Annotated in this window: 12 protein-coding genes and 3 tRNA genes; 2 read left to right on the top strand and 13 right to left on the bottom strand. The window is 30.1% G+C overall.

What is annotated here, in order from left to right; genetic code table 11:
* Nucleotides 1-8 precede the first annotated feature (8 nt).
* From QZ286_RS03385 to QZ286_RS03330, 12 genes are all read right to left on the bottom strand, one after another.
* The gene (locus QZ286_RS03385) at nt 9-1,193 is read right to left on the bottom strand and encodes an EpsG family protein (RefSeq protein ID WP_291255572.1); all 1,185 of its coding nucleotides are present in this window, start codon (nt 1,191-1,193) and stop codon (nt 9-11) included.
* On the bottom strand, nt 1,190-2,278 hold the full coding sequence (locus tag QZ286_RS03380) for a glycosyltransferase (RefSeq protein WP_291255571.1): 1,089 nt from the start codon (nt 2,276-2,278) through the stop codon (nt 1,190-1,192). Before QZ286_RS03380 ends, QZ286_RS03385 begins: the two co-directional genes overlap by 4 nt.
* Nucleotides 2,275-3,066, bottom strand: a complete 792-nt coding sequence (locus QZ286_RS03375) for a glycosyltransferase family A protein (RefSeq protein ID WP_291255570.1) — start codon at nt 3,064-3,066, stop codon at nt 2,275-2,277. The genes QZ286_RS03380 and QZ286_RS03375 overlap by 4 nt, the downstream gene beginning before the upstream one ends.
* A gap of 2 nt (nt 3,067-3,068) precedes the next feature.
* Nucleotides 3,069-4,325 carry an exopolysaccharide biosynthesis polyprenyl glycosylphosphotransferase gene (locus QZ286_RS03370; RefSeq protein WP_291255569.1) on the bottom strand — a complete coding sequence of 419 codons (1,257 nt, stop codon included), beginning with the start codon at nt 4,323-4,325 and terminating at the stop codon, nt 3,069-3,071.
* 17 nt (nt 4,326-4,342) lie between these two features.
* The gene (locus QZ286_RS03365; RefSeq protein WP_291255568.1) at nt 4,343-6,007 is read right to left on the bottom strand and encodes an aryl-sulfate sulfotransferase; all 1,665 of its coding nucleotides are present in this window, start codon (nt 6,005-6,007) and stop codon (nt 4,343-4,345) included.
* A 136-nt stretch (nt 6,008-6,143) separates the two neighbouring features.
* Nucleotides 6,144-6,230, bottom strand: a tRNA-Leu gene (locus QZ286_RS03360).
* A 236-nt stretch (nt 6,231-6,466) separates the two neighbouring features.
* The gene (locus tag QZ286_RS03355; RefSeq protein WP_005884840.1) at nt 6,467-6,667 is read right to left on the bottom strand and encodes a cold-shock protein; all 201 of its coding nucleotides are present in this window, start codon (nt 6,665-6,667) and stop codon (nt 6,467-6,469) included.
* Between the two features lie 210 nt (nt 6,668-6,877).
* On the bottom strand, nt 6,878-7,651 hold the full coding sequence (locus tag QZ286_RS03350) for a type III pantothenate kinase (protein WP_291255567.1): 774 nt from the start codon (nt 7,649-7,651) through the stop codon (nt 6,878-6,880).
* A gap of 11 nt (nt 7,652-7,662) precedes the next feature.
* Nucleotides 7,663-9,474: a polysaccharide deacetylase family protein gene (locus QZ286_RS03345; RefSeq protein ID WP_291255566.1), complete on the bottom strand. Its 1,812-nt coding sequence runs from the start codon at nt 9,472-9,474 to the stop codon at nt 7,663-7,665.
* A 13-nt stretch (nt 9,475-9,487) separates the two neighbouring features.
* The gene (locus QZ286_RS03340) at nt 9,488-10,603 is read right to left on the bottom strand and encodes an aminopeptidase (RefSeq protein ID WP_291255565.1); all 1,116 of its coding nucleotides are present in this window, start codon (nt 10,601-10,603) and stop codon (nt 9,488-9,490) included.
* Between the two features lie 99 nt (nt 10,604-10,702).
* Nucleotides 10,703-10,777, bottom strand: a tRNA-Gln gene (locus QZ286_RS03335).
* Between the two features lie 8 nt (nt 10,778-10,785).
* Nucleotides 10,786-10,862: transfer RNA gene (locus QZ286_RS03330), tRNA-Pro, on the bottom strand.
* A gap of 131 nt (nt 10,863-10,993) precedes the next feature.
* Here QZ286_RS03330 and QZ286_RS03325 point away from each other — a divergent pair.
* Both QZ286_RS03325 and QZ286_RS03320 read left to right on the top strand, forming a co-directional pair.
* Complete coding sequence (locus QZ286_RS03325) at nt 10,994-11,800, top strand: Cof-type HAD-IIB family hydrolase (protein WP_291255564.1); 807 nt, start codon at nt 10,994-10,996, stop codon at nt 11,798-11,800.
* A gap of 7 nt (nt 11,801-11,807) precedes the next feature.
* Nucleotides 11,808-13,034, top strand: a complete 1,227-nt coding sequence (locus QZ286_RS03320; protein ID WP_291255563.1) for an FtsW/RodA/SpoVE family cell cycle protein — start codon at nt 11,808-11,810, stop codon at nt 13,032-13,034.
* A 54-nt stretch (nt 13,035-13,088) separates the two neighbouring features.
* Here the strand turns inward: QZ286_RS03320 and QZ286_RS03315 are convergent, their stop codons facing one another.
* Complete coding sequence (locus tag QZ286_RS03315) at nt 13,089-13,667, bottom strand: hypothetical protein (RefSeq protein WP_291255562.1); 579 nt, start codon at nt 13,665-13,667, stop codon at nt 13,089-13,091.
* Between the last annotated feature and the right edge of the window lie 14 nt (nt 13,668-13,681).

Here is a 13,681-nt window from a genome sequence, read left to right as displayed (position 1 = left end):
TTATCTCCTTAAAATAGTAGTGAAATCTCTTTTCCGTGACCAAGGCTCTTAAATTGACTAGCAGACTTAACTTTTTCAAGTTGAGTATTCAAATCCTTAGCGTTGAATAAGATATTTTGATAGGAGTAGACTTCACGACTTCCAATAAAATTAATTTGGTTGTTTAATCTAAATATTGCCAATAGAAGAGCAAAGATAACTATTGGTAATTTTGGTAATATCTCTAAAAACATAGGTATAATAAACCAATATGAGTAGATGAAGAGTAGACTAAATCTCATTGAAATTATAGAAAACTCAGAAAAATATAGAAAGAAAAATATTGAAATATACATAGAGTTTAACATAATATTTCCATATCTCTTATTTTTTAAACTATCTGATACTAACCAAGCTAATAAAAAGAGAGCTACTCTTTCAAAATAATAGAGAGAAAATCCTAGTGGAAAATCTAAAGGAATGATATTAAAATAACCATTTAACCTTGTACCTATTCCAGCTGGTAGATAGTTATAGTAGTTTTTTATAACAGTTAAAAATACCCTTGTATTTGAGATATAGTAGATATTACCTAAAATAAATAGAAATAAAATAAGATTTCTATTCCATTTAATATTTAGAATAAAATACATAGGTATGTATAGAATTGAACTAATATGAAAGAGTATTCCAACTATATTAAAAAGTAAAAATAGAGGAAAGTTTCTCTTTTCAATATACTCAATAGAGAGTAAAAAGAGTAGAATACTTTTAAAATTTCTAATCATATCAATCTCTAAAGCAACTCCATAGATTCCAAAAAATAGCAGGAGGGTAAGTAATTGAAATTTAGAGTATCTTTTGATAACAATATACAAAATAGATATATCAACTACCGAGTTAATTAGATTGTATATAAAATAGTTTTGTGTAAAAGATTTTATAAGTGAATTATATATTTGAAATCCAATCTCATAACCAGTAGCAAGAGATCTCCTATCTCCTTTGATAATCTCCATAATATTTTGGACATTGTCAAAGTTAGGCTTATATGAAAACCAGTCATAGCCTATATATCCTCTCAATCCAAAAAATAAAATTAAAAGGAGAAGAGAAAATATAAAGTAATTTTCTCTCCACCTTTTATTGTGATTAATTTGTTCTATTGTGACACCAACACCTAAAAATAACAGTATTCCAAAATAAGCTATCATCTTTCTATCTCCTTTTTATAAAGTGCTAAATAATTATTAGCACAAGATTCAATAGTATAGTTTTCACTTTTTTCTAAACATTTTTTACTTATTATTTCATAATTATTTTCAACTCTAAGAGCTAAAATAGCCTTAGCCAACTCTTTTGAATCATCTATACTCACTAGATAACCAGCATTCTCAACCACTTGTCTCAAACCTGGAACATCACTAGCTATAACAGGTTTTCCAGAAGCCATAGCCTCTACTGCAGTTATTCCAAACCCTTCAAAGAAAGAGTATTGAATAACGATATCAGCAGTTTTTAGTAATTTTGGAATATCTCTTCTCAAGCCTAAAAATTTAACTCTATTTGAAAGATTGTTTTTCTCACAATACTCTTTTACATCATTCTCAAGTTTTCCATCACCTACAAGAACAAGTTTATATTTAACAGGTAACCATTTTAGAGCCTCAATAACTCCCTTTTGATTTTTTGATTTATGGAATCTTGAAACCATCATTAAAAGATAGTCCTCATTTTTAACTCCCAACTCAATCTTTTCATATGGTAGTGAGTTTCTAAACTCTGTAGGATCAATTCCATTATATATTATTTCAAATCTATCATCAGATATCTCTAACCATTCTTTTAAACTTTTTTCAGTAGCTTCAGAGATACTCACAATTTTATCAAAGCCCTTAAATATAAATTTATCAATAAACTGCATAAGTTTAGACTCTCTTCTCCTATTCGAGGTACTATGCTCAGTTGTGATATATTTTCTCTTCTTAGTATCAAAAAGTTTAGCTAGTCTTGTCCAATATTGGGCATGTACTAAATGAGTATGGACAATATCATAGTTTTCTCTCTTTATCTCTCTAAGAATATGAAAGATATTTTTAAAAGATTTAATGGAGTTACTTTTACATACTAGAACCTCAACCCCTTTATTTTCGAGAGTCTTTTTAAAAACAGCCCCCTTATCACTAAGTATTAAAACTTTGACAAAATGCCCTTTATTCTTTTGAAAGGGAACTAGATCAGTAAGAAGTTTCTCTGCTCCACCAAGTTCCAAAGATGTTATTATATGAAGTATTTTCAAAGCTTACCTCCTTTATTGATCAGATTATAGTATACACACTGTATATAACGAATAAAAAACTTTAATCTATTTTTTAGTGGAATATGGTGAGATAACATAAATTTGTAGTAATCAGTAAATCCTTTTGGATTATTTTGTAGTAATCTTTTAAAGTTATTAGTATAACCTGTTTCAAGATACTCAAAATAGTAGATTCCTTCATCAATGTATCTCATCTTGTATTTTTCACCAATTTTTATCCAGATAATTGCCTCTGGAATAAACTTTTCCCCAGTATGTACTTGAAATGGATGTTCTTTTAAGAGTGCAGTTCGGAATACTTCTGCTTTATCTCCATCTATTCCCAACTTATAGACAATCTCAATAGGTGATGAATCAAGAATATGTTTAGGAAATGGTTTTCCAGTGATCTCATTAGTTAGGAGATTGATCTTTCTAAAGATCATTCCCCCTAGATTAGAGGGAAGCTCCTTTCCATAGGATAAGATCTTTTCAACACAATCTTCAGAAATATAGTCATCACTATCCACTATAAAAAAGTACTCCCCAGTTGCTAGAGCTACACCCTCATTAATAGCTCGCATCTTTCCACCATTCTCTACATATTTGTAGATGACTTCAAAGGGAGAGTTTTGGATAAACTCTTTTATAAGTTTTTCACTGTTATCACTAGAGCCATCATTTATAATCACCCATTGAAACTCTTTACATGTCTGTCTAAGTAAGCTATTAAATAGTCTTTCAAGTGTATCTTCTCTATTATATACAGGGGTAAAAATTGTTAACATAATTATCTTCCTTTTCCAAATACAACAGTTTTAAATGTCATAAACATAATTATTAAATCTAAATAAAGACTGTGATGCTTAATATAGTAAAGATCATATTCCAATTTTTTTCTAGCATCTTCAACACTGGCACCATATGGATACATAACTTGAGCCCAACCAGTAAGCCCAGGCTTAACCATGTGTCTTAAATTGTAGTATGGAATCTCTTTTTCTAATTCCTTGATGAAAACCATTCTTTCTGGTCTTGGTCCAATAAAACTCATCTGTCCTTTAAAGACATTGACAAGTTGAGGTAGCTCATCAATTCTTGTTTTTCTCATAAAATTTCCAAATTTAGTAACCCTAGGGTCATTAACTTGAGCCCATTTAGCTCCATCTTTTTCAGCATCATTTCTCATACTTCTGAATTTGTGAACTTTGAATTCTTTTCCGTTCTCTCCCACTCTATCTTGACTATATATTACAGGACCAGGACTCTCAAGTCTAACTATAATAGTAGCAATGATCATAACAGGAAGAGCCATTATTCCAATAATAATAGCCATAATAATATCAAATAATCTCTTTATATTATTTTGAATTTGACTACGTAAGATTTTAAAACCATAAGCTTGTAGTAACCACTCTTCATCTATGAATTCAACTTCAATCTTACCTTCATTTTCAATCATATAATCGAAATAGCTTTTAACTTCAATACCACCTAATTTAAGAGAGAGGATATCTCTAATCTCATTGCTCTCTAACTTCTCCTTACAAAGAATAATTAAAGATATATCATTCTCTTTTGTAAATTTTACAAGATCATCATTCTCTTTGAAATCAATATATCTATAGTCAGGAAAGTGTTCAATACTATCAACAACTCTCTTTTTCATCTCCCCTTCACCATAGATAGTGACATTCTTAATCTTGAAAACAGCTATACTGATAAGTACAGTTAATAAGATTTGTGATGCTATAAAGATGAGCATGTATGGGATTAAAGATAGATCCCAGCTATAAAAAAACCAGATCATAAAACAGATAACATCTACAATAGCAATCAAAATAAAATTGACAAATTTATCCTTATATCTTTGAAATTTCATGTTATCAGTGACATATGCACTTAACATAAGAATGAAAAAACCTATCATAGAGTAAAGAGAGAATAGATTTTCACGTGATATAAAGATGTATTTTTCTAAATAAAAAATGCTACCTAATATTAAAATATATATCGTATTTAAAGTCATTCCTTTTTCTTGTTCCATTTTTATCTCCTACTCCATTAAAAAAGTTCTATTCTTCTACCTGATAGTATGTTATTTTCTTCAAAACTATTCTTATCAAAATAAAGTCTAGCTTTAAATAGCTCCTGTTTGCTATCAATTCCTAGCTCTGAAAAAACACCACTTGGATAAACTTTATCACTAAAACCATAAACAGCTAACTGATTATTGAGTTTAGGTAAATACTGTATCTCTCTAAATAATACACCATTTTTCCAGTTCTCATTCTCAGCATAATATTCTGGATCTCTAGTACTTAAAATCTTTCCTAAAATATCAAAGGTAAACACAGCTTTATCATTGGCTACTATCCACTCATTACTCTCTTTTCCTACATAAGCTTTATTCATAGTAGAAGAGATATCCAGTACATATCTAATATTTCCATTGATATCAAATACAAATGGTAGAGCCTTCTCTTTGGTATTAAATGAAACTAAGTTCATTCCACTCTCCATCTTACTAGGGATCTTTTTCTCAATGACTATAGCAGGAAGAATATCATCTAGTTTTCCTGTTGTGATAGTTATATCCTTTTCTTTACCGTTTTCCAAAGTTATTTTAACTTTATTTTCACATTTAGGATATAAACCAACTACAGGAAATTCACCTAATTCATTTATAGTTGTAGTATATGAGTAGTTTTCACTGTCAAACTGTCCTCTAACTAAAACTTTAACCTTTTTATTAGCCTCAGTAGGTTCAATTTTTATAAGGGCTGTAAGTGGAGTTCTTCCATAAGGATTTAATTTAATGAAAGGATCATTAAATGTATATATTTTTTTTCTATACTCCTTTTCTAACTCAACGTTACTATTTTTATCAGTTAGATAGAACTCACCATAAAGATAGATTTTTTTAAAATCTACTCCTTCAAAATTTTGAGAGATAAATGTTTTAAATCTTTCATCAAGATTGGAAAGTTCATCTATTCTCTTACTTAATGAAACTAATTTCTCTAGAGATTCCATAGGAAGCCCATGAGTTAGCAAGTTGTGACAGTTCTCTTTAACTTCAGTTACAAATTTATCATTTAAATTTAAAAACTCAATCATACCACCATTGTTGTTAACAATAGAGTTCAGTTTATCTAATTGTTCCTTATCTAGTTGTGTAATTATAGATTTTAGCTCTTTGTTAGGTGTAAGTTTTAAAATTTTATCCTTTGCAGTAATTAATTTAGGAACTTTTCCCTCGTTATCAACAATTGAGTTATAATCAAAATTAGGGAAACTGTTATCTAAATAATTTTTTATATTTTCAGAGAGTAGACTTAATTCTCTAAACCCTTTACTTGCACTATACATAGAGGAAGCTTCTTTGTAAGATATATCATTGGAAAAGTATTTTGCAGAGTTGTAATCTTCTTTATCTTTGGTATTAAGTACCTGTACTAAGGCTTCATCATTCAATAAATTATTTACAATTTCAAGCTTTTGAAGAGAGAGTTTTTTGATGTATTTAACTAGAGTGTCACTAGTTAATTTTCTATCTATCTCCTTTTCAAATCTTTTTTTTCTACTTTCTTGATAAGATTTTGAAAAAATCTGACTATTTGCTAATCCATCTATTAAGCTATCCTTTTTACTAGATGTATAAAGACTCAAACAGATTACTGCTAGTGAACAAATAATAATGATTTTTTCTTTTTTAGTCAGCTTCATGTTTTCTCCTTTAAAATTAAAATTAAGTTTATATTTCTTGTTTTCTATTGTATCATATTTTTAAATACTTTGCTTTAAATTTTTTTATATATAAAAAAAATAAAAGAGGATATATTTACCCTCTTAGTTGTTAAAATGGTGCATGAGAAGAGACTTGAACTCTCACAGGAGAACTACCTACAAGGACCTCAACCTTGCGCGTCTACCATTCCGCCACCCATGCATATTCTAATACCATAAATTATATAACACTCTTTTTTTCTTTTTCTTATCTTTTTTGAAAATCTTATCATATAACCTCAATAAAAGTCCTACAATAAGTAATGGAAATAAAAATAGTTTAACTAATGTATTTACTAACCAATGGAGTCTTTTTTCTCTCAGTTTATTCATAATATTTTCTCCAATTTTCAGATAAAAACAGGGTACTCTTCAGCACCCTGAATTATTTTTAATAAATTAAGCTACTGTTACGTTAGAAGCAACTGGACCTTTAGCTCCTTCAGTTACTTCAAATGATACTGCTTGTCCTTCTTCTAATGATCTGAATCCTTTAGCGTTTATGTTAGAGTAGTGTACGAAATAATCGTTTCCATCTTCTCCAGAAATAAATCCGAATCCTTTGTCTTTGTTAAACCATTTTACAGTTCCTTTTAGCATTAAAATGCACCTCCAAAAATTTTAGATAAAACCAAAATAGAAAAAACAAACGCTAAAATTTTTGAAACGTGATTATTTGCTTTTGAAACGTGAAAAAAAGTTAGTGTTTAATTTATCAAATCAGTTTTCTATACAATCATTATACCACTAAATAGTAATTAATACAAGATATTTTTTCTCAAGGAAAAAAGAGCTATTGCAAATTTCAACTTAATTTTTATTGGCAAGGTATATAGAGTGAAGTCCCTTAATACTCAAATCAGCTTCATATACATCAATTTCATCAATCTCTGCAGAGAGTAGTTTTCCAAGACCACCTGTTGCAACAACGAAGCACTCCTCTCCTACTTCTTCTTTAATTTTCTTGATAATATGCTTTATTTGTCCAGCATAACCATAGAATATTCCTGATTGAATTTGTGAAATTGTATCAGAACCTAAAGCACACTCTGGAGTGGTGAATTTAACTTTAGGAAGTTTAGCTGTATTTCCACAAAGGGCGTTGATACTCATCTCAATTCCAGGAAGAATAGCTCCACCAATATATACATTTTTCTTTAAAACATCAAAGGTAGTAGCAGTTCCTAAATCGATAATGATAAGATTTTTATCTGGATAATCAGCCAAAGCTTGAACTATATCAATTATTCTATCTGCACCAAAACCTGTAGGGTTCATATTTTTAGCAAAAGAAAATGGAAGTTTTTTCTCTAAATTAACAATCATAGGTTCTATATTGAAATACTTTCTTCCAAAGAATTGAAAGATTGTAATCAGATTAGGAACAACAGATGAGATGATAATTCCACTCACTCTTTTAATCTCTACCCCATTAAATTTTGAAATGTTTCTAAAATATGAAAAATATTCATCTTCAGTAAGTCTATCATTAGTAGATACTCTAAAAGTTAGAAGTAATTTTCCATCTTCATCAAATAGACCAGTAACGATATGAGTATTTCCAATATCAACAGTAATTAACATTATACACCGCCTTAAATTTTCTTTCTTTTTTCTTTTTCTTCTCTCTTTATTTTTATAAAATTATATCTTCCAGATACTTTTCTTTTAAATGTAAAGAAATTATTTGTAGAGAAGAATCCAATTCTTCTAATTTGGAAAAGATCCTCTGAAAATGAGATATCTCCTGAATCAGTTGCCACAGCAAACTCATAACCAGCATTTTTAACTATCTCTTTAACCTCTTTATTGAGATTACCATAAGGATAGGCAAATGATATCAGTTTATGCCCCAATCTTTTTTCCAATATCTCCTTAGATTCAAAAATCTCAACTTGAGCAGTTTCAATAGGGATAGTTGCCAATTTCGGATGAGTTTTAGTATGTCCCCCAAACTCTATACCATATTTGTCCATCTCTTTTATCATCTCTAAATTCATAAGCTCAAATCTATGTTCTGGATTATCTTTTACATCTACATCCCATCTATTATAATCTAAATCAGAGAGCAGATAGATAACACATCTAAAACCATATTTTTTAAGGAGTGGGAAGGCATATTTATAGTTGTCCACATAACCATCGTCAAAAGTGAGAATAATCTGTTTTTTCCCTGAATTAAAACGCTCTTTGTATCTATTGTCTAAGAGATCTTTAAAAGTTATAACTTCATAGTTATTATCTTTTAAGTATTGAAGTTGTTTTTCAAAATCACTCTCTGTAACATAGATTCCGTGTACTCCACCTTCACTTTTATCTCTTATAACTCTATGGTACATAACAACAGGTATCTCATATTTTTTTCTAATAACATAAGTCTTAGCATATAGTTTCTCAATTCTATCAATGATTGTATTCAAATCAAATTCAGAGATAATACTATCTCTAAGGCTTAAAAGTTGTTCTTTAGATAGCAGGACACTATCTTCAATATCTTTTTTTAGCTTATCCCAATGGAATTCACTTATATTTTTAAAGTTAATATCCCCAAAATTTGATTCTAAAGCTTGAGAGATATTATCTTCCTTAACCAATCCAACATATTGTGCTTCTCCAATAGCTATTAGAGGTTTTCCAGAAAGAATACTCTCCACTCCAACTCTTCCTGCACCAATAACAATATCAGAACTTTTAATTTTTTCAGGTATATCATCAACATAACCTAAAAATTTAATTCTATCATTATTTAAAAACTTTTGAAATTTGTTAGGAATATCTTTTCCACCAATAACTTGAGTCGTGATATTAGGAATATCTTGTAAGATCTCTAGAGCTTTGAAGGCAACTTCACCCTTAGGACCAGATAATCTTCCAATTATAGATACAGTTCTCTCCTCTTTCTCAAAGGTATCACAATAGTTAAATGGATATTTAGCTGTTTCAATAGGATTTCTAAGAATCTCGATTTTACTGCTCTTTACTCCCAATTCATTTATGAGATGTTTTTTTATATTTTCACAAACTGTTAAACTCTTATCTCCAAAAGCTTTGAATATTTTTCTACTAAGATGTACTGGTTGTCTTCCATGTACTGTAGTAATCAGTGGAATACCAGCTATTTTACAAGCTATTTCACAGCTCCATGAGGAAGCTCTTGAGTGTGCATGAACAACTTGAATATCATTATCTTTTATAATTTTAAGTAGAGTTTGAACCTGTTTTACTCTTTGAGATAAACCTCTTTTATTAAATTCAAGCTTTATATATTTAGCTTGAGTTTTCTTTGTAAGGGTGTCAGAAACAATTATAACTTTATTTCCTCTCTTTATAAGTTCATCACTTAATGTAACACCATAAACCTCTGCTCCCGTCACTTCAAGTTGAGAGAGAGCCATAAGTATATTCATAATCTCCTCCGAATTATTTTAAATTTTCAGGATTTAGAACTTTTAATTCTTCTAATACAAAAATTCCATCTTTTCTAATTAAAACATCATCTATCCAAATCTCTCCACCACCAAATTCAGGTCTTTGGATAAGAACAAGATCCCAGTGAATATTAGATTTGTTTCCGTTGTCAGCTAGTTTATAAGCTTGACCAGGAGTGAAGTGTATACTTCCAGAAATCTTTTCATCAAACAATGTATCTTTCATAGGTTTTAGAATATATGGGTTCACTCCAAAGGCAAATTCTCCAATATATCTAGCTCCTTCATCAGAATTTAAAATCTCATTTAACTTTTCTGTATTATTAGAAGTAGCTTTTATAATTTTTCCATCTTTAAACTCGAATACTATATTTTCAAAAGTAAACCCTTCATATACAGATGGTGTATTGTAAGATATAACTCCATTTACACTATTTCTGATAGGAGCTGTGTAAACCTCACCATCAGGGATATTTCTACGACCAAAACACTTAACATTAGGTATATCTTTAATAGAGAAAGAGATATCTGTACCTGGCCCAGTTATTCTAACTTTATCAGATTTTTCTAAAAGTTGAGACAGAGAATCCATAGACTTTTCCATTTTAGAGTAATCTAAACAACAAACATCAAAATAGAAGTCTTCAAAACTCTCTAAAGATGTATTTGCAAGTTGAGCCATAGAGTTGTTTGGGTATCTTAAAACTACCCATTTAGTATTATTAACTCTCTCTTTTAGATGTACAGGCATTGAGAAGCAATCAGAGTAAAGTCTCATCTTATCATCTGCAACATCAGATAATTCAGCAGTGTTTTCGCTTCCTCTAATACCAATATAGCAATCCATATCTTTCATTCTTTCCAATTCATACTTAGCCATCAATTCAATCTGTTCTTTAGTAGAGTTTTTAATAAGCTCTCTAGTAATAGATTGATCTTTTAATGTTACAAAGGGTAGTCCACCAACATTAGTTACCTCTTTAACTAGAGCTTTTGCTAGATTTTTAGGAGCATCTCCAAAGATCTCTATAAGAACACGCTCACCTTTTTCAACTCTACAAGAGTGAGAAACTAAGTTTTTTGCAAGTTGTAAAATTCTGTTATCCATAAAAAACCACCTCAATATATTTTTTTTCATTATAGCATATATTTTTTTAAAAATGAAATAAAAAAAACCACTTAATCTGATTAAGTGGTAGTTATCAAATGGCTGGGGTGGCTGGATTCGAACCAACGCATGACGGAGTCAAAGTCCGTTGCCTTACCGCTTGGCGACACCCCAATATTAAATGGTCGGAATAGCAAGATTCGAACTTGCGGCCCCCTGCTCCCAAGGCAGATGCGCTACCGGACTGCGCTATATTCCGCTCCCATCAACAGAAATAATAATATCATAATTTTAAAAAACTGTCAATAAAAAAATAAAAACTTTTCAAAATTTTTTTTTAATGGTATTATATTACGTAGAATAAGAGATATAAATAAAGGAGAATACAGAATGAAATATCAAGCAATAGTTAGTGATTTAGATGGAACTCTTTTAAATGGAGAGCATAGATTTTCAGATAAAACAAAAAAAGTTATAAAAGAGGTAAAAGATAGAGTTAAAAAGATATTTATAGCTACAGGGAGACACCATTTAGATGCCTTAGAACTAAAAAAACAGTTGGGATTAGATTCATATTTGATAAGTTCAAATGGTGCAATAATCCATAATGAAAATAATGAGATTGTATATGAGAGAGATATGGAAGAGGATGTAGTAAAAAAAATATTAGAAAAAAAATGTAGTAAAGATATCTCAAGACACATATATACAGATAATAACTGGTATATAGAGGAGGAGTTAGAGGAGTTTAAAAGTTTTCATCAAGAGAGTGGCTTTTCTTACACAGTGGAAGATTTTGACAAAGTTGACTACTCTAAAGTTATAAAAATATTTTTTATAAGTAAAAATTTTAAAGAGTTAGAAGCTTTGGAAAAAGAGATTGAAAATGAGTTTGGAGATAGAATTTCATTGACACTATCTGGAGAGGAGTGTTTAGAAATTATGGCACACTCTGTATGTAAGGGAGAAGCTATAAAGAGTGTGATGGAAAGATTAGAGATTCCTCTAGAGAGTGTAATTGCTTTTGGAGATGGATTAAATGACTATGAGATGTTAAAAGAGGTAGGAAAGGGTTTAATCATGGAAAATGCTTCAGTTAGATTAAAAGATAGACTACCAAACAATGAGATAATTGGAAAAAATACAGAAGACGGTGTAGCTGAGTATTTAGAGAGAAAATTTTTAGAGATAGAGTGATAATAGTATGAGTATGATAGTGGAGAATGAAAATTTATACAATAAGAGAAATCAATTAAATAGGCAGGATAAAGAGGAAGCTATAAGAAGAAGGAAAAGAATTAGAAATGGTGGAATTGTAGTAATTCTCATTCTTCTCATAATAATGAGTCTCTTGAATATGGTAAGTGTAAAGCTAGAAGGTGTATATTTAAAAGGAATTTTAAAAACAATAAGAAATCACTGTACATATATAGGTGCTGGTATAGGGGTTTTTATGTTTGTTTCAACGAGAGATTATAAAAAATTGAAGAGAAAAAAGATGATAGGCTTTTTACTGTTAATTTCAATTTTATCTCTTTTAGCTGTTGTAATAGGAGCTAAAATACCAGCTCTAAAAAAATATGTACCAACAATAAATGGGGCTATTGGTTGGATTAGAATAGCCGGTTTTAGTATTCAACCTGCTGAGATGATGAAACTTCCATTTATAATAATTTTAGCTAAACTTTTAGAAAAGGGAGAGGAAGAGAAGTATAAAAGCTTGGGAATAATAGCAAATGTAGCTGGAATAGTTCTTATCTATCTTGTTTTGGTAATGTTAGAAAAAGACTTAGGGACTACAATACATTATATTGCTATTGCTATTACAATGCTTTTTATGAGTAGAGTGAGTATGAAATTGATAGTAGGATTGAGTTCACTGTTTATAGGAGTAGCTGGAGGATTTTTCTATTATGTAGCTTTTATAGGAGATAAGCTAACCTATGGTTATAGATTGCGTAGAGTAGTTAGTTACTTGAATGGGGTATTAAAAAATGAGTATGATTTAGATATTGGTTATCAAGTGGCACAATCACTTATGGCTTTTGGAAGAGGTGGAATCTTGGGTGAGGGATATGCAAATGGAGTACAGAAGTACAACTATCTTCCAGAAGCTAATACTGACTTCATACTTGCAACCTTTGGAGAAGAGTTTGGATTTGTAGGTATGCTACTTTTACTTTTTCTATTTGTATTGCTCTTTAATAACATAAAGAGGACAGCTATGGAAACTACAGATTATTTTGGAAAGTATTTGGCTATAGGGATTGGTGGATACTTAATAACACAGGTTCTTATCAATATATATGTAGCCTTAGGAATGTTACCTGTTTTTGGAATACCAATGCCAATATTCAGTGCTGGTGGAACCTCAATTGTAACGATATTTGCTGCTATGGGGATAATTTTAAGTATAAACAAACAGAGGTAAGATAAAAAACTGCACCTATCTTAATTACTTAAGATTTTAGGTGCAGTTTTTATATTAAAATAGAGTTTTTCTAAAGTTAACGATAGGTAAAACTGGTAACACTCCATTTTCAGCATAGTTAACTAGTCCAACTTGTAATCCTTCTAATCTTCTAGTTGCATTGACAAGTCCAAATTGAAGTCCTCCAACTTGTTGAGCATAGTTAACAAATCCAATTTGAACAAGAGCTTCACGATTTACAATATTAACTCCTCCAAATTGGAAAGTTGCATCTCCACCGACAGTATTTACAAGACCTAATGTCCCACCGCTAACACTACCTTTAACATCATTCCAAAGCGATAGAGAGATACCTTTCATATTTCCATCTACTCTAAAAGCTTCTAAGAAAAGAGACAGATGAAGTCCGCTGAAATTACCATTAACTTTTCTATAACCTATTAATGATAGATCAAAACCAGATACATTTTGGTTCTCTGCTCCTAATAAGTTAAAACTGAATCCATCAATAGAGTCTGCTTTAGTAGCTCCAAATTGTACTCCAGGTAAAACTGAAAACTGAGCTCCTTGACTAGCACTAACAGATAGTGATGATATAAGAGCCATACCTGCAATTAAAGATTTTAATTTCATAAAAATTTCCCTCC

The organism is Fusobacterium sp. (assembly GCF_019012925.1).
In the GTDB taxonomy this organism is placed as follows: Bacteria; Fusobacteriota; Fusobacteriia; order Fusobacteriales; family Fusobacteriaceae; genus Fusobacterium_A.
This window is presented reverse-complemented; position numbering and strand designations above follow the sequence as displayed.

Bases quoted from the DNA above. Each gene is read 5' to 3' on its own strand.
- QZ286_RS03385 (WP_291255572.1), bottom strand. From the start codon at position 1,193: ATGATAGCTTATTTTGGAATACTGTTATTTTTAGGTGTTGGTGTCACA.
- QZ286_RS03375 (WP_291255570.1), bottom strand. From the start codon at position 3,066: ATGTTAACAATTTTTACCCCTGTATATAATAGAGAAGATACACTTGAA.
- QZ286_RS03370 (WP_291255569.1), bottom strand. From the start codon at position 4,325: ATGGAACAAGAAAAAGGAATGACTTTAAATACGATATATATTTTAATA.
- QZ286_RS03365 (WP_291255568.1), bottom strand. From the start codon at position 6,007: ATGAAGCTGACTAAAAAAGAAAAAATCATTATTATTTGTTCACTAGCA.
- QZ286_RS03355 (WP_005884840.1), bottom strand. From the start codon at position 6,667: ATGCTAAAAGGAACTGTAAAATGGTTTAACAAAGACAAAGGATTCGGA.
- QZ286_RS03350 (WP_291255567.1), bottom strand. From the start codon at position 7,651: ATGTTAATTACTGTTGATATTGGAAATACTCATATCGTTACTGGTCTA.
- QZ286_RS03345 (WP_291255566.1), bottom strand. From the start codon at position 9,474: ATGAATATACTTATGGCTCTCTCTCAACTTGAAGTGACGGGAGCAGAG.
- QZ286_RS03340 (WP_291255565.1), bottom strand. From the start codon at position 10,603: ATGGATAACAGAATTTTACAACTTGCAAAAAACTTAGTTTCTCACTCT.
- QZ286_RS03325 (WP_291255564.1), top strand. From the start codon at position 10,994: ATGAAATATCAAGCAATAGTTAGTGATTTAGATGGAACTCTTTTAAAT.
- QZ286_RS03320 (WP_291255563.1), top strand. From the start codon at position 11,808: ATGAGTATGATAGTGGAGAATGAAAATTTATACAATAAGAGAAATCAA.
- QZ286_RS03315 (WP_291255562.1), bottom strand. From the start codon at position 13,667: ATGAAATTAAAATCTTTAATTGCAGGTATGGCTCTTATATCATCACTA.